The organism is Curtobacterium sp. MCSS17_008 (genome assembly GCF_003234185.1).
Lineage (GTDB): Bacteria > Actinomycetota > Actinomycetes > Actinomycetales > Microbacteriaceae > Curtobacterium.
This window is the reverse complement of the sequence record NZ_QKSM01000004.1, coordinates 49,385-70,869: the sequence shown is the minus strand read 5'-3', so window position 1 is coordinate 70,869 and position 21,485 is coordinate 49,385. Positions and strand designations below refer to the sequence as shown.

Below are 21,485 nucleotides of genomic sequence, written 5' to 3'. Positions count from 1 at the left end.
GACGACGAACGTCACCCGCGCAGTATATCAATTCTGGATGTCTGGCATCAGCACCCGATCGAGGGTCCAGAGCACGGGTGCCTCGTCGACGGCCGCCACCTGCGCCGGACCGATCCCCCGGAGCCGGAAGCCCACCCGTTCACCCGGCAGGAGCGTCATGAAGCCGCGGTCCACGGTGCCGGTCGCAGCGAGGCGGTCCGGCTGCAGCAGCAGGTCCCGCACGAGCGACTCCGCCTCGACGACCAGGTCGTGGCCGTCCCCGTCCGGCGCCGGTGTCACGGTCGTGCGGTACCGCGCGGGCTGCCAGCGCATCTCGCGGTCGGGCGCGGGCGTCCACACGGCACGCCGCCAGTCCATGTCCGCCACGACGAGCTCGTTCGTCGGGTCGTCCACGACCCCGACCGACTCGGGCAGCGACACGACCGCGACGCCCGACGACGGCAGCTGCACGGGCAGGGTTGCCTCGGCCAGGATCGCCCCGGAGAGGGAGACCCGCCGGACCCGGACGACGCTGTCGACCCCGGTGCGCGAGGACCGGACGGCCACCTCGATCGGGGCGTGTCCGAAGGAACCGGGCGAGACCCCGAGGGACAGCGTGTCCACCAACTCGCCGGACCCGGCCGCCTGGCCGTCGCGGGCAGCGCGGTCGGGGTGGGCCGCGCCTCCCGACCGGTCGTCGCCGTCCGCCGGGACCGCGTCCGACGTGCGGGCGGCGACCGGGCGGATCGTCAGCAGCACGTCGTCGTACAGCCGACGCAGCTCGTGCGCGAGCGGCTTCAGCCGCCCCGCCGAGTCGATCGCCGACCACGACGACACCGGCCACAGATCGTTGAGCTGCCAGACCACGACGCCGGTGTTCCGCGGCCAGTGCGTGCGCCAGTGCTCGACACCGGTCGCGATCGCGCGCGTCTGCTGCAGCTGGGTCAGGTAGTGCCAGCGGTCGAGGTCGCCGGGATCGACGGCGCCGAAGCGCGGCGCGATGCCGCGCGCGAGCTTGCCCATGCCGTCGTCGGCCTTCTGGTGGTGGACGACACCGGGTGAGTCGACGCGCATCGGCTCGTCCGCGACGGCGTCGCGCAGCGTGCGCCAGGCGGGCGGCGCCTGCCACCCGAACTCGGAGACGAACCGCGGGACGGAGTCGCGGTAGTGCTCGTCGGACACGCGGTTCCAGACGTCCCACGAGTGGTGCGTCTCGTGGTCGACGTGGTTCGCCGGCAGGCTCTCGGACCCCGACCACGGCGACGCCACCGTGTAGAAGCGCGACGGGTCCACCGCGTCGACGATCGTCGGCAGCAGGTCGAGGTAGTAGTCGAGGCCCCAGCCGCGGTCACCGAGCTCGTCGGCCCAGCCGTCGGCGTCGTGCAGCCAGATGTTCTCGTTGTTGCCGTTCCAGACGACGAGCGAGGGGTGGCCGGCGAGGCGGGCCACGTTGTCGCGGGCCTCGGCGATCGCCTCGCTGCGGATCGGCTCGATCTCCGGGTAGGCGGAGCAGGCGAACAGGAAGTCCTGCCAGACGAGCAGGCCGAGCTCGTCGCAGACGTCGTAGAAGTCGTGCGACTCGTAGACGCCGCCGCCCCAGACGCGGACCAGGTTGACGTGCATGTCGGCCGCTGCACGCAGCCGGTCCTCGATCCGGGCCCGGTCGACCCGGGAGACGATGACGTCGTCGGGGATCCAGTTGACGCCCCGGACGTCGATCACCGTGCCGTTGACGATGATCGTGAAGGGCTTGCCGACGTCGTCCGCCGCGGTGTCGATCCTGGCCGAGCGGAAGCCGGTGCGGCTGGTCCGGCGGTCGAGGACCTCGCCGTCGACCGTCTGCAGCTCGACCGTCACGTCGTAGCGGACCTGCTCGCCGTAGCCCCGCGGCCACCAGCGTCGGACGTCCGGGACCCGCACCGTGACGACCGTCTCGTCGCTCTGCGGGGTGAGCTGCGCGCGGGAACGCTGCCGGGTCGTGCCACCGTCGACCGTCGGGCCGCTCACGGTGACCACGAGCACGAGGTCGTCGTCCTCGCCGTCCTGGTCGAGGTCGTTCATCCCGGAGCGCTCGACCGTGATGTGCGCGTCGAGCACGCCCTCGCCGGCCTCCACGTCGACGAGGGGCCGGACCTCGGCGAGCCGTGCCGTCGACCAGCGCTCGATCGCCACCGGCCGCCACGGGCCGCTCGTCACGGCGGTGAGGCCCCAGTCCCAGCCGAAGTTCGACGCCATCTTGCGGACGTACGGGAACGGCTCGTCGTAGGGGCCCGGCATCGAGCCGGCGCGGGCGGCGACCCGGCCGGCCTCGCGGTAGGGCGACTCGAAGAGCAGTTCGAGCTCGCGCTCCCCCGCCCCGCCGGGCACGTCGTTGAGGTCGAAGCGGTAGCGGCGGTGCATGTTCCGCGTCGTGCCGACCACCACGCCGTCGAGGCTCAGCTCGGCGACCGTGTCGAGCCCGTCACAGACCAGGTCGACGCGCTCGAAGCCGCGCGGGGCCACGTCCACCGTCCGTCGGTACGACCAGTCCGCACGCCCGACCCACCCGGCGGCGTCCTCGTTGCGGTCGAGCGTCGGGTCGACGACGAGTCCCTCGCGCTCGAGGTCGGTGTGCACCTGCCCCGGCACGGTGGCGGGGACGGCGCGACCCGCGATGCCGTCCGGCGCCCCCGCCGGCGGCTGGTCACCGGCGATCGTCACGGTCCAGTCGTCGCGGAGTTCCTCGCGCTCGAGGGTCATGCGGGTCCTTTGCTGGGCGGACTGGGGCGGTGCGGACGGGACCGCGGGCGGCCGGTCGGGACCGGCCGTCCGACGCCGGCCGGCGGTCGTGCCCGTGGCCGCGTGGACGGCCTGGAGGCACGGCACCGGTGACCCAGCGTCGTCGCGTCCGCGCGCGCGGACGATCGCTCGTCGCGCGCGGGGGTGCTCGGCGATGCTAGTACGTGGACCCTGCCACGCGCCTCCGCCCGGAGGGTGACCCGCGGGCCTCGGCACTCCTCGGCACGTCGTGGCAGGGTGGGCGGGTGATCACCGTCGACACCGCAAAGGCCCTCCGCGACGCCGGGCTCCGCTGGCACCCCGCCACCGGCGACCGGTTCGTCATCGACAAGCCCGGCGTCGACGACGACGTCTACACGGTCTCGGAGATGACGGTCGAGCGCCACGACCACCCGACCGGCACCGTGCTCGGCTTCAACGGCACGACGGAGTGGGCGCTCGACTCGGTGTCGGTCTCCGAGTCGCTCTGGCTGCCCCGCGAGGACCAGCTGCGGGAACTGCTCGGACCCGCGTTCGTGTCGCTGACCGCGGGTTTCACGGTCACGGCGACGATCAGCGGCGAGCGGCACGCGTTCGACCGGGCGGACGCGGCAGAGGCGTACGGCGCCGCGCTGCTCGCCTACATCGAGGCGTCCCTGGCCTGAGCACCTCGACCGTCCGTCCGATCCGCGCGGGGGACGCGCCCGGCTGGACGTTGCCGGAATGGCTCCTGGGCCCCGTTTGGTTGCATGGCGACATGACCGTTCCGAACATCACCCTGAACGACGGCAAGACCATCCCGCAGCTCGGCTTCGGCGTCTTCCAGATCGAGCCGGAGAACACGAAGGAAGCGACGCTCACGGCGCTCGAGGTCGGCTACCGCCACATCGACACCGCCGAGATGTACGGCAACGAGAAGGAGGTCGGCGAAGCCATCGCCGAGTCCGGCATCGACCGGTCGGAGATCTTCGTCACCTCGAAGCTCAACAACGGGTTCCACGACCCGGCCCTCGCCGCCGAGAACGGCAAGAAGTCGGCCGACCTGCTCGGTGGCTACACCGACCTGTTCCTCATCCACTGGCCGCTGCCCACGGTGTCGGACTTCGTCCCGACGTGGAAGGCGATGGAGGAGCTGTACCACGCCGGGACCGCCCGCTCCATCGGCGTCTCGAACTTCCAGGCGCACCACCTGAACCGCCTGGCCGCGGAGACCACGATCACCCCGGCGGTGAACCAGATCGAGGTGCACCCGTACCTCGTGCAGGAGGAACTGCGCGCCTACGGCCGCGAGCACGGCATCGCGACCGAGGCCTGGTCGCCGATCGCACAGGGCCTCGTCCTCGACGACGAGACCATCACGCGCATCGCCGACGCCACCGGCAAGACCCCGGCGCAGGTCGTCCTCCGCTGGCACATCCAGCGCGGTGACATCGTCTTCCCGAAGTCGGTCACCCGCTCGCGCGTCGAGGAGAACTTCGCGATCCTCGACTTCGAGCTCTCCGACGACGACATGACGGCGATCACGTCGCTCGACAAGGGCCACCGCACCGGCCCGGACCCGGACACGTTCGACTACGTGCCGGCCTGACAGCCGGACGCACGGGTCGCCTGACGCGACCCACCTGACGGACGACAGGCCCGTGGCTGCGCAGCCACGGGCCTGTCGTCCGTCAGGGGGTCACGCGGGACGCGGTGACCGTGAAGCGGGACGTCCGGACGACCTGCCGGGTCGAACCGACGCTCCGCTCGAGCTCCGACCGGTAGCGGAGGTGCCCGTTCCAGACGCACCAGAGCTCACCGTCCTGCTGCAGGATCCGAGCGGCGTTCCGGAACATCGCGGCCGCGGCGTCGGTGCTGACCGTCGTGCCGTCGTGGAACGGGGGGTTGCAGAGCACGAGCTTCGCGGAGCCGGTGTCGAGCTCGTCGCCGGCATCGGTCCGCGTGGTCGTGACCCGGTCGCCGACGCCGTTCAGGTCGGCCGTCAACCGCGTCGACGCGACCGCGACGCTCGACACGTCCGTCGCGACGACCTTGATCGACGGACGCCGTCGTGCGAGCACCGTCGCGATCGTGCCGTTGCCGCAGCCGAGGTCGACCGCCGTCCGGGCTGCCGGCACCGCATCGTCGACCACGTCGAGCAGCACCCGGGTGCCGAGGTCGAGCGACGTGCCGGCGAACACCCCGCCGTGCGCGGCGATCGTGATGCCGAGCTCGTCGTTGTGGACGCGGCGGGGCCACGGAGCGGTCACGTCGGCCCGCGCGGCTGCCGCGTGCAACGGGTCCTGCGCGATGAGCAGCCGTGACTTCGCCCGGCCCCGGGACGCCGTGACCTCGCCGAAGTAACGGCGGAGGACGTCGTTCTGCGACAGCGTCATGTGCTTCACGCGCCCGCCGCAGACGACCACCACGTCGGGCGCGGCCCACCGGGCGATCGCGCGGGCGACCTCGTCGAGCCGGTCGTTCGACTTCGGCAGCCGGAGGAGCACGAGCCGGACGTCGCGGAACGCGTCCTCGAGGGTCGCAGGGTGGTGGAAGCCCCGCCGACCGAACGTGCCCGCGTTCGCGGTCAGCGCCCGTTCGCCCACGAGCGAGTCCTGCACCACGCGGACGTCGCGAGCCCCGTGCACCGCGAGGACTCCGAGGGTCAGCACGCCGTACTGGTCGTCGACGACGGCGACCTCGCCGGGTTGCCGCAGCGCGTCGCCGTGCAGGAACGGCGCCTCGTCGAGCATGAAGCGGTCGGTGCCGTCGATCGCGACGATGTCCGGCTGGTCACCGTCCGTGTGGCGCCGGAAGTGGTCTGCGAAGTCGAACGGCATCGGCCAAGGCTACCCAGGACAGCCGGACGGAGGCGTCGGGACGGACATCCGCGGTATATCACCGGCGCTGTTGGTATCCCAACGCCCTACGCTTCCGGTGAGGCCGGCGCGGCGCGCGAGCGGCAGGACGAGCGAGAGGGGCCCATGTTCGCTTCGCCAGAGGTCGGGGCGCGTCCCCGACTCCGTGACCAGGCCCGAGAACGGTTGCGCGCCGAGATCATGGGCGGTGACCTCGCGCCGGGGACGCTGCTGGACGACGACGAGCTCGCGCAGCGGCTCCGCTGCTCACGGACCCCTGTGCGTGAGGCGCTGTCCGACCTCGGGCACCTCGGTCTGGTGGAGTTCCGACCCAACCGGTACACGCGGGTGACGGTGCCCCGCCGCGAGGAACTCGTGCCGACGCTGCAGGCGCTCGGGCTGCTGTTCAGCGGCGTGGTCCGCACGACGATCCCGGAGTTCGACGACCGCAGCCGTGCCACGCTCTTCCGGCGCCTCGGGCTCGTGCTCGACTGCATGGCCGCCCCGACGTGGCACTGGGGCTCCGACGCGGTCACGCCCGTGTACCGGATGTTCATCACCGCGTGCGGGAACCCGCTGCTCGCCTCCACGCTGAGCGGCGCCCTCGACGGCCTGACGTACCGGCTCCGCCACGACGATGCCCGCGCGGCCCTGCCGTGGGAGCACATCCGGAACGGGCTCGTCGCGCTGCGGGTCGCGGTCGACTGCCGTGACGGACGGCTCGCCGAACGGGCCAGTTCGACGATCCACCTGCTGCAGGACCCGGACCACCGGGGCGCGTGACGTGTGCGGCGCCTGCCTCCGGAAGGTCATCGAGGACGTGCGGTCGCGGCGCCCCACCGGCCGCTGCGTCGACGCGGACCCCGCGCGTCCGCCGCGCTGCCCGGTGACGGACGCGACGCTCCGCGAGCTCTTCGAGCCGCCGGAGGAGCACTGGTGACCCAGCGCCGGCGACGCAGCGCCGACGGCGCAGCGCCCCTGCGTCAGCGCTGCGGACGGTAGAGCACCACCGCGGTGTTGCGCTCGGGTCGCATCCCGGCGCGGAGCGAGATCGCCGCTCCGGTCGTGGTCGCCGCGAACACCCGCGCGCCCGGCCGGTTGATGAGCTGGTCGGCGAGCGCGCGCTCCAGCTCCCGGACGCGGTCGCGCAGGGCACGGTTCTCGTTCTCGAGCTCGAGGACCCGCCGGATCCCCTCGAGGGAGACACCCTCGGACCCGAGCCGCGCGACCTCGCGGAGCTGGGCGACGTCGCGCATCGAGTAGCGGCGGGAACCACCGCGGGTGCGGCCGGGAACGACCAGGCCAAGCCGGTCGTACTGCCGCAGGGTCTGCGGGTGCATCTCGGCGAGTTCCGCCGCCACCGCGATCGCGAATACGGGCGACTCCTCGTCCAGGTCGGTCATCGAACGCTCCTTCCGTCGTGCTGGCGGCCTGGAGGCCCGGTGCCGGTTCCTGACGGAGCCGCACCGAGCCTCTCCCCACCGGCACGGCCCGCCCGCCGCTTCGCGACGGGCGGGTACCGGCGGCGTGGGCCCAGACCGGGCTCATCGCGTTGCTGGTGCGCTAGCTGCGCGCCTTGGCGAGCAGGTCCTCGCGCGGGTCCTCGTCGGGCAGCGCGTCACGCAGGGCCTCGACGGCCTCGCGCTGCTTGTCCGACAGGTGGGACGGCACCGCGACCTGGACGGTCGCGAGCAGGTCGCCCGTGCCGTTCTTCGTCGTCACACCGCGACCCTTGACACGGAGGACACGACCCGACGGGGTGCCGGGTGCGACCTTCAGCTTCACCGGGTCGCCACCGAGGGTAGGGACCTGGATCGTCGCCCCGAGCGCCGCCTCGGCGAACGTCACCGGGACGTCCACGCGCAGGTGCTGGCCGTCGCGCTCGAACACCGGGTGCTTGCGGACGCTGACCGTGACCACCAGGTCGCCGGCCTCGCCGCCGTCCGGGCTCGGCTCGCCCCGGCCGCGCAGACGGATCTTCTGACCATCGGCGACGCCCGCGGGGATGCGGACGTTCACCGGGCGGCCGTTGCCCTGCGAGAGCTTGACGGTGTCACCGGCGATGGCGGTCGCGAAGTCGAGGGTCGTCGATGCCGTGACGTCGCGACCCTTCGTCGGTCCACCGAACCCGCGGAAGCCGCCGGAGGGCTGACCGAAGCCGCCACCACCACCGAACATGCCACCGAGGATGTCCTCGAATCCTCCGGCACCGCCGCGACCGCCGCCCGGCTGGCCGAAGCGGACGCGCTGTCCGCCCTGCTGGCCGAACATCCCGCCGAAGACGTCCTCGAAGCCGCCGCCCTGGCCCGGGCCGCCCGCCGTGAAGCGGGCGCCCGAGCCCATGGCACGGATCTGGTCGTACTCGGCGCGCTGCTCCTTGTCGGAGAGCACCGAGTACGCCTCGCTGATCTCCTTGAAGCGGGACTCGGCGGCGGCGTCGCCCGGGTTGGAGTCCGGGTGGTACTGCCGCGCGAGCTTCCGGTAGGTCTTCTTCAGCTCAGCGTCGCTCGCCGTCTTGTCGACGCCGAGGACCTTGTAGAAGTCCTTGTCGAACCAGTCCTGACTGGCCATGAATCCCTACCTCCTTCCCGTGCTTCAGGCCGGGACCGCGACGGCGACCTTGGCCGCGCGGAGGACGCGGTCACCGAGCTTGTAGCCCGGCTCCACGACGTCCGCCACGGTCTGGTCGGTCGCACCCGGCGTCGGGAGCTGCACGATCGCCTCGTGCACGTTCGGGTCGAAGGGCTCGCCCTTCTCGCCGATCTGCTCCAGCTTGAACTTGCCGAACCCGCCGCGGATCTTCTGCGCGATGACCTGCATCGGGCCCTCGGCGAGGTCGCCGTGGGCCTCGGCGCGGGTCAGGTCGTCGAGCGCGGGCAGCAGGGCCCGGACGACCTCGGCGATGACGGCGTCGCGGTTCGCCTCGCGGTCGCGCTCGACGCGCTTCCGGAAGTTCACCAGCTCGGCCTGGGCGCGGAGCATGTCGGCGCGCATGTCGGCGAGGAGGTCGCGGTCGGCCTGGGACAGCTTGTCCTCCTCCATGCCGCGGGCCGCGTCGTCGAGCAGGGCCTGGTCCTCCGGGGACAGGTCGCTCGCCGCGGGGGCGTCGGTGGGGACCTCGACGTCGGGGCCCTCGGCCTCGATCAGGTCCTCGGCACCGTCGACGTCCGCGGTCGTGCCGTCCTCGGAACCGTCCGGGTGGCCGGCGCCGGCCGAGCCGGCGGGCCCGGCGGAACCGTCCGCCGGGCCGCGCCCTGCCTGCGCACCGTCAGCCGAGCCTCCAGGCAGGTTCTCGTCCTGCGGGTTCTCGTTGGTGGTGTCGTCAGCCATGCGTTACTTCTTGTCCTTGTCGTCCTCGTCGTCCACGACCTCGGCGTCGACGATGTCCTCGTCGTCCGCCTGCTGGCCCTGACCGTCGGCAGTCGGCTGCTCGCCACCGGCTGCGGCACCCGCGTCCTGCTGGGCGTAGATGGCCTGGCCGAGCTTGCCCTGCGACTCGTTGAGCTTGTCGAACGCGGTCTTCACCGCCTCGTCGTCGTCACCCGCGAGGGCCGACTTCAGCGAGTCGACGTCCGCCTGCACCTCGGACTTGACGTCCGCGGGGAGCTTCTCGTCGTTCTCCTTGATGAGCTTCTCGATCGAGTAGACGAGCTGCTCGGCCTGGTTGCGACGCTCGTTCGCCTCGCGGCGGGCCTTGTCCTCCGCCGCGTGCTCCTCGGCCTCGCGGACCATGCGCTCGATGTCCTCCTTCGGCAGCGACGAGCCGCCGGAGATGACCATCGACTGCTCCTTGCCGGTGCCCTTGTCCTTCGCGGACACGTGCACGATGCCGTTGGCGTCGATGTCGAAGGTGACCTCGACCTGCGGGACGCCGCGGGGGGCCGGGGCGATGCCGGTCAGCTCGAAGGTGCCGAGCGGCTTGTTGTCACGGGTGAACTCACGCTCGCCCTGGAAGACCTGGATCGCGACCGACGGCTGGTTGTCATCGGCGGTCGTGAAGGTCTCGCTCCGCTTGGTCGGGATCGCGGTGTTGCGGTCGATGAGCTTCGTCATCAGGCCGCCCTTGGTCTCGATGCCGAGCGACAGCGGCGTGACGTCGATGAGCAGGACGTCCTTGCGCTCGCCCTTCAGGACACCGGCCTGCAGCGCGGCACCGACGGCCACGACCTCGTCCGGGTTGACGCCCTGGTTCGGCTGCTTGCCACCCGTGAGCGACTTGACGACCTCGGCCACGGCGGGCATGCGGGTCGAGCCGCCGACGAGCACCACGTGCGCGATCTCGCTGACCGAGACGCCCGCCTCCTTGATGACGTCGTTGAACGGCTTCTTCGTGCGGTCGAGCAGGTCGGAGGTCATCTGCTCGAACTGGGCGCGCGAGATGGTCTCGTCGAGGTTCAGCGGGCCCTCGGCCGTCAGCGTCAGGTACGGGAGCTGGATGTTCGCCGACATCTGCGACGACAACTCCTTCTTGGCCTGCTCGGCGGCCTCCTTGAGGCGCTGCTTCGCGATCTTGTCCGTGGACAGGTCGACGCCGTGCTCGTCCTTGAACTTCTTGATCAGGTGGTCGACGATCCGCTGGTCCCAGTCGTCGCCGCCGAGGCGGTTGTCGCCGGCGGTCGCGCGGACCTGGATCGTCGAGAAGTCGTCGTCCTTGCCCACCTCGAGCAGGGAGACGTCGAACGTGCCGCCACCGAGGTCGAAGACCAGGATGAGCTCGTCTTCCTTGCCCTTGTCGAGGCCGTACGCCAGCGCGGCGGCGGTCGGCTCGTTGATGATGCGGAGGACGTTGAGGCCGGCGATCTCACCGGCGTCCTTCGTCGCCTGGCGCTCGGCATCGTTGAAGTACGCCGGGACGGTGATGACCGCGTCGGTGACGTCCTCGCCGAGGTACTGCTCGGCGTCGCGCTTGAGCTTGCCGAGGGTGCGGGCCGAGATCTCCTGCGGCGTGTACTTCTTGCCGTCGATGTCGGTCGTCCAGTCGGTGCCGATGTGGCGCTTGACGCTGGCGATGGTGCGGTCGACGTTCGTGACGGCCTGGCGCTTGGCGGTCTCGCCGACGAGGACCTCGCCGTCCTTCGTGAAGGCGACGATCGAGGGCGTCGTGCGGAGTCCCTCGGCGTTCGCGATGACAGTGGGCTCGCCACCCTCGAGCACGCTGACGACCGAGTTGGTGGTTCCGAGGTCGATGCCTACTGCACGTCCCATGTGTTGGTGCTCCTTCGGTTGGGTTCGTGGGTCTTGCTGAAGCCTACGCGGAGTTGCGTCCGCTCGGCTCAAGTTTACCCAGGACATCCCCAGCGTCAAGCGGCCGAAGCAAGTTGCGCTGAGCTGACGCAACTTCCGATGAGCATCGCGCCCGGCACGCCCACAGTGTGTGCGTTCACTGCCCCCACTCCCTGCAAGAGCGCGGCCGAATGGCGGCCCGATCCGGGAGGCACGTCATCCGGATGTGGTCGCTCCTTCAGGCTGCGACCGCGATCGGCATCGCCGCAGCCCTCGACGCAAGTCCGACGGACGCGACCGGCGCGCAAGGCTGCATGCACTCGCGGGGCCCGCAGAGCCCCACTTGCGACGAGATCAGCAAGAGGGTGACGGCAACTCCGCGGCAAGGTCAGCCCGGCTTGCCATACCAACCCTCCAATGTGATACTTCAGGTGCCACTCAAGGGTGGCACGTCAGCAGTTGGAAGGAAGTCTCATGTATGGATCTGGGAGTGGGATCGGACCCACCATCGGTGGCGGTAGCGCGGCAGCGCTGGCGTACACCGGAAGCGGCTCGATGGTCCTGCCCGCTGTGATCGCCAGCGCCTCCCTGGTGCTCGGGATCCTCTTGGCCTTGCGGAACTGGATGCTGACTCGCTCCAACCAGGCTGCATGACCCTGTGAGCAGGCGGCTTCACGAGGCATGAATCGGGCACGAGGCGCCCGACGAGCTGCCGCTCTCAATTCGAATGATCGGGCTACGCGAATCGTTCCGACCTGTCACGTTGCACCGATCGATGGCAACCATCGCGCCAACGAGTTCTCGATGACGCCGCCGGTGCGATACATCGAGACCTATCCACCCGCACTCCAGCCGGCAAACCTGTCCAACCAAGCAAACACCTTGAAAGGATCCGCATAACAATGCGATTCTCGAACATCCTCGCCGCGGCCAGCACCGTTGGCATCGCTGGCGTCCTGGCCATCGGCGCTGCAACGCCCGCTCACGCGACGAGCGCCGCCAGCGCCGATCGCGTCTTCGGCCCCATGTATTCCTGGAATTACAGCGCCTCGAGCACTCCCCTTTCTTGGGTGGGCTGGTATGTCCAGGATGATCAACATGTTCGCGGTCGAAATGCATCATCCGAAGCAGAAGCCGCTTCGAAGGCGGATACCTTCGAGCTCCCCAGCACCGGTAGCACCGGACCCCTCGTTGCGAAGTCGGGCGCCGGGGCCGGGAAGTGCCTCACTATCATCGCGTTCAGCGGCGCAAACCCTGATACGAAGGGCGAGGGCGTCATGCAGCCCTGTGACCCGTCTAATGCTTCCCAGCAGTTCTTCTGGCGCGAAGCGAACACCGATGGTACCGGTTACGGCTGGACTCTCAGGGGGCATCTGAACGGAAAGGAGGTTGCCGCGAACGGCGCGGCTTGGGTCGCCGCAAACGCTGTGGCGTTCATCGACACCTTCCCCCAGATCGAGACGTATCCGGCTGTGGTTGCGGATCTCACAGCACAGGTTGATTCAGTGGATTCGACGGCAAAGTCCGCAGTGGTGAGCGGCACCGGCGAGCCCGGCGCGGCCATCGATGTCAAGGGCCCCTCGGGCACGGTCAGCACCACCGTCAAGTCCGACGGCACGTGGCACGTCACCGTTCCCGGCCTCGCCGTCGGCGACAACGACCTGAAGGTCACCCAGACCGTCGGCGACAACGTCCAGACCAAGGACCTCGTCGCGACCATTCTCGCCTCCCCGGTGGTTGATCCGATGATCGCCGGCGGTGCTGGTGTCGCCGCGATCGCTCTTCTCGGCGCCGCGATGGTTCGCCGTAACCGTCAGAACGCGTAGCGCCGAGGGGTTTTGACCTGATGCCGAGCCGTCACAGGCTCATTGCGATGAGCTCTGACGGCTCGGCATCGTCATGTCCGCATCGTTCCTACCCACTACAACCCGGATACCGAAAGTTACCCATGACCACGGCAGAACCTGGCTCTGTGAACCGCCGAACGCTTCGAGCGCTGCGGCCGATGAATCCCCTGACTCGTCCGGTCCGCATGTTCGGAGCGCTTGTCATGGTGGCCGCGGTATTCGCCTGCGTCTACTGGAACCAGGATTATCGGGCCTTCGAAGCTTTCCTCGCTGCGATCGTCTTGAGCCCCTTTGCGCACGGTACGGGCGCCTCGGGCACCACTTTTTATCTGCAACAACCAACCGGCATGATTGGCCTGGTCATCACGGCCGAGTGCACCGCTCTGATCCTCATCGCACCGCTCGTCGCCCTCGCCGCGGCTCTGCTCGTGCTGACTCGCGTTCACTGGTGGCGCATAGCCGCTGGGCTCGGCGCAATGTGGGTGGTTGTCACGAGCGTCAACGAAGTCCGACTCGCCTTCATCGCGTTCGCATCCGACGCCTGGGGTGTGGACCTCGGCTACCCATTGAGCCATACCTACATCGGTTCCGTCATCGGAATCCTCGGCTTCGTCGCTGGCCTCGCAGTCCTGCTCATCATCACCGGTACTGTCCGTCGCCGCTGAGTGGTCCTCTAACCCGAAGTAGCGCCACCCGATCAGAAGGCCCTCGTCATGCTCCCGGTACTCAACGCACTCACCACGCTCTTCGCGGTGATGTTCATCGCGTACGTCTTCTTCATCCTGATACCATTTCTCCGTCACAAGCCAACGCAGCCCGGTAACGTCGAAGACTTCGAGTGGCACTATTTCATCCCGTGCCGTGATGAAGAGGTCGTCATCGGAGAGACCATCACGCGTGCGCGAACAGATTTCCCTCATGCGCATGTCTGGGTGATCGACGACGACAGCGACGACAACACGTCCCTCATCGCGGATCGATTCGCCTCCGAGGACGATCATGTGCACGTCGTCCAGCGCCGCCGTCCCGAGGCTCGGACCGGCAAGGGCGACGCGCTGAACGCCGCCTACCGACAGCTGCTCGCGTGGCTCCCGGTTGATGCGGACCGCTCACGCATCGTGGTTGGTGTTGTCGACGCGGATGGCGAGATGGCGGCGAACGCACTTGAGATCGTCTCCTCCGAGTCAGTGTTCGGCGACCCGAAGGTCGGGGCAGCGCAGACGGCGGTGTGGATGAAGAACCGTGGCGACAAAAACCCGTACCCGGATCGCGGCCGCCTCATCAACTGGTTCGGTTCCTATCTCCTTCGCATGCAGGACCTTGAATTCCGAACGGTGATTGCTGCCATGCAGTCTCTTCGCACCAGGACGGGCACGGTCGGGCTCGGCGGCAACGGACAATTCACGAGACTGAGCGTGCTCGATGCCATCAGTTCGCAGTACGGCGATCCGTGGCACGGAGCTCTGTTGGAGGACTACGAGCTGGGCCTGCACGTGCTGCTTGCTGGCTACGAGAACCGCCACGTCTACGAGACCCACGTGTCCCAGGAAGCACTGCCCGACATTCGTCGTCTCATCACGCAACGCACGCGGTGGGCGCAAGGCAACATTCAGTGCATCAAGTACATTCCAGAAATTGTCAAATCACCACAGTTCGATGCCGGCGGAGTCATCGAGATCTGCTACTACCTCATCCTGCCGTTCATTCAGGTGATCGGGGTGCTGTCTACTGTCACACTGCTCGGCCTCCGGATTGCGTGGGGCATCAGCGACCCCGCCTCGTTGATTGGTGACCCTATCGCGTTTGTGGGACTCCTGGCGCTCGTCTTAACATTCGCAATTGCCCCCTTCGCAATGTGGGGACCAATCTATCGTCGCAAGTGTGAACCGTCCGCCGCTTTCTGGACCGGCGTCGCCTGGGGATTTGGCTCCTGGCTCTACGTCTACTATATGTACATCTGCATCTTCCGCGCGTTCTGGCGCGTCATCACCCGTAAAACTGGGTGGGCGAAAACCCGCCGTAACGCCGAGAAGCACGTTCTCGGCCCGACCGCTATCGAGGTTTAACCATGGGCATTGGTACTCAATGTCGCAAGTTTCCCGCCATTGCCAACGGCATCGGCGTCACTCTCGTTGACGCCGCCTTCGTCGCCGTGTGCGCAGCACTGCTGTGGATCAATGGGCAAACCACAGTCATTGATGCTCCCGCGTCGGCACTCGTAGTGATTGTCATGATCGGCGGTGTTTTCGTCGCAGTGCGGGTAGGCGTCGGGTCGAGGTATACCCGCATGACCCCTGGCGTTGTGGCGGCCGAGCGTACTACAGTACTTGTGCAACTCTTGTTCCTGATTGCGCTCGTGGTCGCGTGGAGGGCGACCGGCGCGTACGAGCTCGGGTGGGGGGTCACGTTCGGGTCTGTCGCCCTCGTTGTCGGTAATGCCCTACTGCTCATGACTGATGTCACCACGGCGAGCCTCCGTGATGCGTCCCGTCAGGCGCGCGTGCACGCACGGCGGCTCGCATCGATGGAAGTACTGCACATCGGCGCTGCACTCATGGGCGTCGTCGGCACGGTGGTAACGAGTCCCATTCACATGTGGCGCAATGAAATCCTGAACGGCTCGATACTCATCGTTGCGACTGCAATCGGGCTCGGTAACGCTGTGGCCGCCCTCATGCGACGGAACTTGAAGCGACACCGCGGCGTGCCCAGGGGAGCTTCGCAAGAGAACATCACGGGCGCGTAGCGATGGTCGGGTGACGCCATAGGAGCACACCCAGGGTCGCGCGCTTCGCCGGCGACTTGCTGTCGCCGGTCGGGGCGACTACGACAACGTCATGGGACACCCGAGGCGCTGAAGAATGAGCAGGGCGCGCACCAACATAGCTTCCGTACGCGTTACTTCCTGAGGACTGGCGAGACGCCTGAGGGCTTCGCTGTATTCCGTCCGACAACGCCTGCGGCGCGGAGCGTACGCGGCTCGTGAGACAAAGCGAGTGACGGCATGATCGTCAACAGTTGCGCGTTGCGCCCGTGACGGGGATCATGCAACGGGTGATTCTGGGCACCAGCGGGGCAGGGCGTGCGTCAGCTGGTGCGGGTGATGGTGCATCACCGGCCGCTGTCGCTCGCGAACGAGCTGCGGCGAGGTAGGCAACTTCGAATCCTGCTGCTGTGGGGTCGACCGGCGGGGGTGTGCTCCGGTAGCGCCGAGAGCGACCCATGACCGGCTGACGCTCGCTCATTGGATCGAGCTGTGACTGGAGTGCAGCGTCCCTCCCTCCGGCTCAGCTTGGGCAGCTGGGCGCACAGCACCGTACGGGGACGGCACGGCCGATTGCTGCGCCATCCCGTACTTGTCCGTCTGAGGCGAAAGCGGTATCACGCCCCTGTGGGCGTGATACCGCTTTCGCATTGCGCCCTCACCTGGGCCCACGCACTTGTACTGGTCGGCAGCGCGGACCGGACGCAGGCGAGGCCCTCCGTGAAAGTCTGGCGAGCAGGTACAGCCGGTTCGGAGGCCACCAGGACGGGACGGGAGACCCTCACCCACCACGCCGCTGATGTTGCCCCCCCCCCCCCGTCAGGCGGGTGAGTTGATGTAGGTTCGCGCGAGGTCGGCAATGGTCTTGCTGGCTGACCCGTCTCCGTACGGGGAGGGAGTTGCCGCGAGGTGCTGTGCTTCGAAGTTCGCGAGGAGCGCGGCTGCTTCATCGGCGATGCTCGCAGTCGGTGGAACGAGGGACGCAAATCCGGCAGCGATTGCTTCAGGCCGCTCGGTGGACTGTCGGACCACGAGGAGTGGCTTTTTCAGGACGGTGCACTCTTCTTGGAGGCCGCCCGAGTCGGCGACGAGGAGCTTCGCGCGCGATGCGAGCTGCAGGAACTCAGCGTGTCCGACAGGTTCGAGCAAGTGCATCCCGCGGGTGAGGTCCTGCAGCCCGAATCGTGCGATCGCCGCTGCGGTGCGTGGATGCACAGGGAATACCACCGGTAGGTCGAGTGCGTGGAGCCCCTCGAGTACACGGCGAAGAGCCGCCTCGGTGTCGGTGTTCTCAGGCCGGTGGATCGTGACGAGCGCGAATGACGCCGGTAGGTCATCCGGAGTGTCCTCCCGACAACGCTGCTGTTCGAGCGCCTCGAGGGTGGCCTCGACGACAGTGTTTCCGGTGAGGACCACGCGGTCTGCGGCCACACCTTCAGCTAGAAGGTTCCGTACGTTCGTCTCAGTTGCAGCGCAGTGCACGTCCGCGAGCACGCCGGCGACCAAGCGATTGAGTTCCTCCGGCATCGAGCGATCGTGTGATCGCAGCCCTGCCTCGACGTGGATCACTGGGATTCCGAGGTAGTTGGCAGCCTGGGCTCCCGCGGAGACCGCGTTGGTGTCACCTTGGACGATGACAGCAGCGGGTCGCCGTGCGGTGAACTCTTGCGTGAGCGCAGCGATCCCTCTCGCGATCTGGGTCCCTCGGTCCATGCCTCCGATGCCGTCGAGGACCAGATCCGGCTCGCCGATGCCGAGCTGGGCGAAAAACTGCCCGGACATGGACTCGTCGTAGTGCTGTCCTGTATGGATCACGCGCGCCTCTTTCTCCAGGGCGCGGATGATGCCTGCGAGCTTGATGATCTCTGGGCGGGTGCCCAAGACGATCGCAACTGCTCCAGTACGACTCATGTCGACTTCCCTCCATTCAGCCTTAACTAGTATGTTACATGCTGTGTGGGTACGCGCGGTTCTACATGTTCAGGATGGAGAGAGGAACGCCGATGGCACCGTTGCACGGCTGGGGGTACCGCGAACGATGGCGGCCATCCGACCAGATTCTCGACGTCGCACTCGAAGCGACCGTTGCTGGGGCGTTGGGTCCGGGGAGCAAGATCGCGCTTGTTGACCTCAAGGACGAGCTGCAAGTGTCTCGGACTCCCCTTCTCGAGGGGGTGACTGCACCGTCTGAGATCCGCATGGTCTCGGTCCGGCCATCGCGAAGCTCGCACCGACCTAGTTGCGGCTCTCAGTTCGTACAGCGCAGCGCTCAGTGCCGCCATCGAACACGCCGGTGCGGCGGCCCGAGCCTCAACCGCTGCAGCAGCCGGGTCGCGTTCAAGCCAGTCACGAGCCGTCCTCCGGCGCCCGCGGCCGTGCTGTGGCATCAGGCAAATCCATGATCACGAAATGCGCGAGGCGGGCCCTGATTCAGGGCTGCACCGCCTCGCTGCCATCATGCGGATGTTATTTGGAGCTCGGTCAGATGAACAGATCCACCCACTTTTCATGCTCGGAAGTGCGCCGCGTGGGCGGCGCAGCAGACGCTATCCGACTCGCCCTCGGCAGCGACCCTACGGTGCCGCCTGCTCGAGCGGGCACCGAGCCAGCCGCAAGGACGGTGACCGGCGCTGCCGCATCTCATCCGTTCAGGCTTTTCCTCGCCATTCCGAATTCGCTCGTCAACTGCAAGGTGGTCGCGTGATCGACTTCCCTGATCTTCGTGTATTCGACGAATGCCGCTCCGCGGTCACCGACTTGGTCGATGACTTCACGATCGCGACTGCACTGTTCGTGTTACGTGCAGCTTGCCTGACAAGGCTCCCCAGTCATCTTGCAGCAGAGCGCCTCCCCGCTCCTCCTGCGCGCGAGACCCCTGCGCTGAACACCATCGCAATCTGCCAGCTCCTGTGCGATGGAGACGCACTCGCATCCGTCGCCGCCCAGCAGTTGGCTCTGTTCTATGAACCCGGCTCGCTCCGGAAGTACCGGGTCACCGTCGACGAGGGCCGCATCGAACGCGCTGTTGCCGCATTCTGGGAGGCGGCGACCGCCGGTAATGGCGCGGCCGCTGCAACGCTGCTCGGTCGCGCTCTTGACTTTCTCAGCCAGCCGCTGCAGGCGGTTGACACACGAGATCCTCACGAATCTCCAGGAACCATAGCCACGGCTTCGTGAAGAGATCGGAGCACATTTCGGCCAGTGAACCCGGCCACCCATCGGAGCAACCCACACCAGCGCGTCGCGGATCCTGGTGAGGAGCCCCGGTCGCTCTGAGCTACCAACCACGCTCGCGGGTGGCCCCCGTTGCCTTCGTCGCCGCTTCGGAGGCCTTTGGGGCGGCAGTCCGAACCGTGGAAAGCCATCTGCGCATGCTGACGATGTTCGCGAACACTGTCTTTCGGTCGCGGTCGCAGTCGAGCTCGTCGAAGGAAAGCTTTGGATCGACGTCGCTTTCGTCTCGTTCTGGCGTCCTTGCTACTCCGACGACGCAAGGGACCACTCGATCCGGTCGGCCTCGTACTCGTACTCGTACTCGTACTCGTGGAGGGTGAGCGTGATCGTGCTTTCTGCGCTTGGGTTCAGCGGCGCCAACTCGTCCTACTCGTCTTCGTAGCCGAGTACGACCTGATCAGCCCGGTTCGACGCCGGGCGCGCGCTTTGCGTCAACCGAGAGGGCCGCGGCCGCGCCAGCGCGTGCGGCTTTGGCATTGCGGAGACGCACTTGCGCAGCGGCCAGGAGCTGATCGGCCTCGCGGCGTCTCTGCGCCGTCGAGCCCGCCTCTCAGCATCGCCGCTGCCGCTGAACATTCCGGATGCCGAAGCGCCGCCGGTGGCCCAGAGCCGCGCGAGGCACCGATCGGCGTGCCCCACTATCCTCGGACCGTGCGATGGAGTCGAGTGGGTTGGCCCGGGGTCGGGTACGTCTCCCTCGAGGACGTCGAGGGCTACCCCGAGCAACTCGCCCGTCTGGTCACCGACGCGCCCCCGTCGGTCGCAGCCCTCGCGTCGGTCACCTGGAACGAGGCCAGGATCGCCGAGTGGCAGGAGACCGCCACCACGACGCCGTCGGGCAGCCCGGACACCGCTGGCATCGACGAGGCGCCGACCCGCACGGTGCGGGCCGTCGTCGTGGTCCGGAACGACGAGGTCCTCGACACCCCGGACGGCCTCTGGCGCCGCTGGAACCACGCCCGCGTGACGCTCGAGTTCCACCGCGCCGTGCTCGAGCCCGCGGACACCGAGCCGCTCGCGGTCCTCGCCGGCGACGTGCAGGTCTCCCGCGGTGAGATCGCCCACGTCGACGCCGACGTCTGGGAGCTCCGGCTCCTGCTCTCCCCCACCGGCGAGCTCGCCGTGCACTTCCGTGACGTGGTGATCGAGGTCCGGCCCGTCGCCGAGTCGGCGTGGACCGACCTGCAGGAACGCCCCGCCCACGGCTGGTACGGCCCGGTGCCGGACGGTTGGGTCGAGTGGGCCTCCCCCGCGGTGCGCGCGGCCGCCCACGGCGACGTCGGCGGGCTCTCGCTCGAGCTCGACGGGTTCGGCGCGGACCCGGCGGGGATCGACGAGGTCGACGCCCGCTGGGGCTTCGCCCCGCTGCACGCCGCGGCCTGGTTCGACCGGCGCGGGACGACCGAGGCGCTCCTCGAGCGGGGCGCGGACGTCACCGTGCTCGACGCCGAGGGCCGCAGCGCGCTCGACATCGCCCGCGAGCGCGGCTCGCGCAAGGCGGAGGAGGTCCTGCTCGCCTGGTTCGACGCACACGCCGTGGGCGAGGCGTACGTGGCGGACGACCCGTCGAGCGACGAAGCGACCCGCTGACCGGGCCCCCGCAGGCGGACGGGAGGCGCGGCGCCAGCCGGCACCGCGCCTCCCGTCAGGCGGTCGCGTCAGTCGCGACGCGTCTCGAGTGCGTTCGCCTGCGCCACCCCGCCGTACCAGCGCGCCGAGTCCTTCGGCGTCCGCGCGAACGTCTCGCGGTCCCAAGCCACGAGCCCGAAGGTCGGGCGGTAGCCGGAGGCCCACTCGTAGTTGTCGAGGAGGGACCAGTGCTGGTAGCCGACGACCTCGATCCCCTCCTCGATGCAGCGGTGGATCCCCTCGAGGGCGCCCTGCGTGTAGGCGACCCGGCGGGAGTCGTCGGCGGTGGCGATGCCGTTCTCGGTGATCATCAGCGGGACGTGGCCGGAGAGCTCCCACGCGCTGCGGAGCCCGTCGGCCGAGGCCTCGGGGTAGAACTCCCACCCGGTCAGGGTGGTCTCGACGTCCTGCGACACGGGCAGCGGACCGTCCGGCCCGATGAACGTGCGGGTGTAGGCCTGCACGCCGAGGAAGTCGTCGCCGGCGGCCTGCTCGAGGTACCAGTCGTCGCGCGGGTACCCGTACTCGCGGAGCATCTCCTCGGAGCCGGGCTCCCCGTTCGCGCGGAAGGCCTGCGTGGCGATGGTCCAGCCGCTCTGGATGCCGTCGACCTGCGAGAGGACCTCGCGGGAACGCCTGTGCGACGCGAGCAGCGCGTCCGCGACACCCAGGTCGGGGTTCGGCAGGCCGTAGGCGACCAGGTTCGACGCGTCCTCGCCGCCCGCGAGCATCGCCGCGATGTTCGGCTCGTTGATCGTGCAGACGTAGCGGACGCCGTCCTGCACCACCGGGAGCGCGGCCTCGGTGTACCGGGCGAACAGGTCGGCGGCGTCCGGGGCCCGCCAGAAGCCGTCGCGCTCGAACCAGCGCGGCACGGTGAAGTGCATGAGCGTGACGATCGGTTCGATGCCGGCCTCGTGGCAGGCCTCGACCATGCGGCGGTAGTGGTCGATCTCGGCGCGGGACACGAAGCCACGTTCCGGCTCGATGCGCGCCCACTCGATGCTGAACCGGTAGGAGTTCAGGCCGAGGTCGGCGGCGATGCGGATGTCCTCGCGGTACCGGTGGTAGCTGTCCGCGGCGTCGCCGGAGGGTTCGACGATGGTGGTGTCCGGCTCGTGCTCGTGCACCCACCAGTTGCTGTTGACGTTGTTGCCCTCGATCTGGTGGGCGGCGGTGGCGGCACCCCAGAGGAAGCCGTCGGGGAACTGCAGC

At 68.6% G+C, this 21,485-nt stretch carries 17 protein-coding genes; 9 read left to right on the top strand and 8 right to left on the bottom strand.

The window, feature by feature from the left end:
- Nucleotides 1–27: 27 nt before the first annotated feature.
- Complete coding sequence (locus DEJ23_RS06045) at nucleotides 28–2,718, bottom strand: glycoside hydrolase family 2 protein (RefSeq protein WP_111239376.1); 2,691 nt, start codon at nucleotides 2,716–2,718, stop codon at nucleotides 28–30.
- A gap of 284 nt (nucleotides 2,719–3,002) precedes the next feature.
- Between DEJ23_RS06045 and DEJ23_RS06040 the strand changes: the two genes are divergently transcribed.
- On the top strand, nucleotides 3,003–3,401 hold the full coding sequence (locus DEJ23_RS06040; RefSeq protein WP_111239554.1) for a pilus assembly protein CpaE: 399 nt from the start codon (nucleotides 3,003–3,005) through the stop codon (nucleotides 3,399–3,401).
- Nucleotides 3,402–3,493: 92 nt separating this feature from the next.
- Nucleotides 3,494–4,324, top strand: a complete 831-nt coding sequence (locus DEJ23_RS06035; RefSeq protein ID WP_111239375.1) for an aldo/keto reductase — start codon at nucleotides 3,494–3,496, stop codon at nucleotides 4,322–4,324.
- Nucleotides 4,325–4,406: 82 nt separating this feature from the next.
- Here the strand turns inward: DEJ23_RS06035 and DEJ23_RS06030 are convergent, their stop codons facing one another.
- Nucleotides 4,407–5,555, bottom strand: coding sequence for a class I SAM-dependent methyltransferase (locus DEJ23_RS06030; protein WP_111239374.1), 1,149 nt, complete (start codon nucleotides 5,553–5,555; stop codon nucleotides 4,407–4,409).
- 144 nt (nucleotides 5,556–5,699) lie between these two features.
- Between DEJ23_RS06030 and DEJ23_RS06025 the strand changes: the two genes are divergently transcribed.
- Complete coding sequence (locus DEJ23_RS06025) at nucleotides 5,700–6,356, top strand: GntR family transcriptional regulator (protein ID WP_111239373.1); 657 nt, start codon at nucleotides 5,700–5,702, stop codon at nucleotides 6,354–6,356.
- Between the two features lie 200 nt (nucleotides 6,357–6,556).
- Here DEJ23_RS06025 and DEJ23_RS06020 read toward each other — a convergent pair whose 3' ends face one another.
- From DEJ23_RS06020 to dnaK, 4 genes are all read right to left on the bottom strand, one after another.
- Nucleotides 6,557–6,976, bottom strand: coding sequence for a heat shock protein transcriptional repressor HspR (locus tag DEJ23_RS06020; RefSeq protein ID WP_111239372.1), 420 nt, complete (start codon nucleotides 6,974–6,976; stop codon nucleotides 6,557–6,559).
- A gap of 160 nt (nucleotides 6,977–7,136) precedes the next feature.
- Nucleotides 7,137–8,144, bottom strand: coding sequence for a DnaJ C-terminal domain-containing protein (locus DEJ23_RS06015; RefSeq protein ID WP_111239371.1), 1,008 nt, complete (start codon nucleotides 8,142–8,144; stop codon nucleotides 7,137–7,139).
- Nucleotides 8,145–8,168: 24 nt separating this feature from the next.
- The gene (locus DEJ23_RS06010; protein ID WP_111239370.1) at nucleotides 8,169–8,903 is read right to left on the bottom strand and encodes a nucleotide exchange factor GrpE; all 735 of its coding nucleotides are present in this window, start codon (nucleotides 8,901–8,903) and stop codon (nucleotides 8,169–8,171) included.
- A gap of 3 nt (nucleotides 8,904–8,906) precedes the next feature.
- On the bottom strand, nucleotides 8,907–10,778 hold the full coding sequence (dnaK, locus tag DEJ23_RS06005; protein ID WP_111239369.1) for a molecular chaperone DnaK: 1,872 nt from the start codon (nucleotides 10,776–10,778) through the stop codon (nucleotides 8,907–8,909).
- 920 nt (nucleotides 10,779–11,698) lie between these two features.
- Here dnaK and DEJ23_RS15370 point away from each other — a divergent pair.
- The 4 genes from DEJ23_RS15370 (at nucleotide 11,699) to DEJ23_RS05980 (ending at nucleotide 15,389) form a co-directional block, all read left to right on the top strand.
- Entirely contained in the window at nucleotides 11,699–12,622 is a 924-nt protein-coding gene (locus tag DEJ23_RS15370; protein ID WP_146240204.1) for an Ig-like domain-containing protein, read from the top strand.
- A 122-nt stretch (nucleotides 12,623–12,744) separates the two neighbouring features.
- The gene (locus DEJ23_RS05990; RefSeq protein ID WP_181429142.1) at nucleotides 12,745–13,308 is read left to right on the top strand and encodes a hypothetical protein; all 564 of its coding nucleotides are present in this window, start codon (nucleotides 12,745–12,747) and stop codon (nucleotides 13,306–13,308) included.
- 48 nt (nucleotides 13,309–13,356) lie between these two features.
- Nucleotides 13,357–14,709 carry a glycosyltransferase family 2 protein gene (locus DEJ23_RS05985; protein WP_111239365.1) on the top strand — a complete coding sequence of 451 codons (1,353 nt, stop codon included), beginning with the start codon at nucleotides 13,357–13,359 and terminating at the stop codon, nucleotides 14,707–14,709.
- 2 nt (nucleotides 14,710–14,711) lie between these two features.
- Nucleotides 14,712–15,389: a hypothetical protein gene (locus DEJ23_RS05980; RefSeq protein WP_111239364.1), complete on the top strand. Its 678-nt coding sequence runs from the start codon at nucleotides 14,712–14,714 to the stop codon at nucleotides 15,387–15,389.
- Nucleotides 15,390–16,226: 837 nt separating this feature from the next.
- On the opposite strand, the gene wecB is transcribed toward DEJ23_RS05980, so the two are convergent.
- A complete protein-coding gene (wecB, locus tag DEJ23_RS05975; RefSeq protein WP_111239363.1) occupies nucleotides 16,227–17,318 on the bottom strand; it encodes a non-hydrolyzing UDP-N-acetylglucosamine 2-epimerase in 1,092 nt (363 codons plus the stop codon).
- A gap of 789 nt (nucleotides 17,319–18,107) precedes the next feature.
- Between wecB and DEJ23_RS15365 the strand changes: the two genes are divergently transcribed.
- Complete coding sequence (locus tag DEJ23_RS15365; RefSeq protein WP_146240203.1) at nucleotides 18,108–18,584, top strand: hypothetical protein; 477 nt, start codon at nucleotides 18,108–18,110, stop codon at nucleotides 18,582–18,584.
- A 708-nt stretch (nucleotides 18,585–19,292) separates the two neighbouring features.
- On the top strand, nucleotides 19,293–20,231 hold the full coding sequence (locus DEJ23_RS05970; protein ID WP_146240202.1) for a hypothetical protein: 939 nt from the start codon (nucleotides 19,293–19,295) through the stop codon (nucleotides 20,229–20,231).
- 68 nt (nucleotides 20,232–20,299) lie between these two features.
- On the opposite strand, the gene DEJ23_RS05965 is transcribed toward DEJ23_RS05970, so the two are convergent.
- Nucleotides 20,300–21,484 carry a glycoside hydrolase family 1 protein gene (locus DEJ23_RS05965; RefSeq protein ID WP_220034202.1) on the bottom strand — a complete coding sequence of 395 codons (1,185 nt, stop codon included), beginning with the start codon at nucleotides 21,482–21,484 and terminating at the stop codon, nucleotides 20,300–20,302.
- Nucleotide 21,485 lies beyond the last annotated feature (1 nt).

Excerpts from the sequence above, each read along its gene's own strand:
- DEJ23_RS06045 (WP_111239376.1), bottom strand. The coding sequence starts at position 2,718 with ATGACCCTCGAGCGCGAGGAACTCCGCGACGACTGGACCGTGACGATC.
- DEJ23_RS05985 (WP_111239365.1), top strand. The coding sequence starts at position 13,357 with ATGCTCCCGGTACTCAACGCACTCACCACGCTCTTCGCGGTGATGTTC.
- wecB (WP_111239363.1), bottom strand. The coding sequence starts at position 17,318 with ATGAGTCGTACTGGAGCAGTTGCGATCGTCTTGGGCACCCGCCCAGAG.
- DEJ23_RS06035 (WP_111239375.1), top strand. The coding sequence starts at position 3,494 with ATGACCGTTCCGAACATCACCCTGAACGACGGCAAGACCATCCCGCAG.
- DEJ23_RS06015 (WP_111239371.1), bottom strand. The coding sequence starts at position 8,144 with ATGGCCAGTCAGGACTGGTTCGACAAGGACTTCTACAAGGTCCTCGGC.
- DEJ23_RS06020 (WP_111239372.1), bottom strand. The coding sequence starts at position 6,976 with ATGACCGACCTGGACGAGGAGTCGCCCGTATTCGCGATCGCGGTGGCG.
- DEJ23_RS06030 (WP_111239374.1), bottom strand. The coding sequence starts at position 5,555 with ATGCCGTTCGACTTCGCAGACCACTTCCGGCGCCACACGGACGGTGAC.
- DEJ23_RS05980 (WP_111239364.1), top strand. The coding sequence starts at position 14,712 with ATGGGCATTGGTACTCAATGTCGCAAGTTTCCCGCCATTGCCAACGGC.
- DEJ23_RS06025 (WP_111239373.1), top strand. The coding sequence starts at position 5,700 with ATGTTCGCTTCGCCAGAGGTCGGGGCGCGTCCCCGACTCCGTGACCAG.
- DEJ23_RS06010 (WP_111239370.1), bottom strand. The coding sequence starts at position 8,903 with ATGGCTGACGACACCACCAACGAGAACCCGCAGGACGAGAACCTGCCT.
- DEJ23_RS15370 (WP_146240204.1), top strand. The coding sequence starts at position 11,699 with ATGCGATTCTCGAACATCCTCGCCGCGGCCAGCACCGTTGGCATCGCT.
- DEJ23_RS05990 (WP_181429142.1), top strand. The coding sequence starts at position 12,745 with ATGACCACGGCAGAACCTGGCTCTGTGAACCGCCGAACGCTTCGAGCG.
- dnaK (WP_111239369.1), bottom strand. The coding sequence starts at position 10,778 with ATGGGACGTGCAGTAGGCATCGACCTCGGAACCACCAACTCGGTCGTC.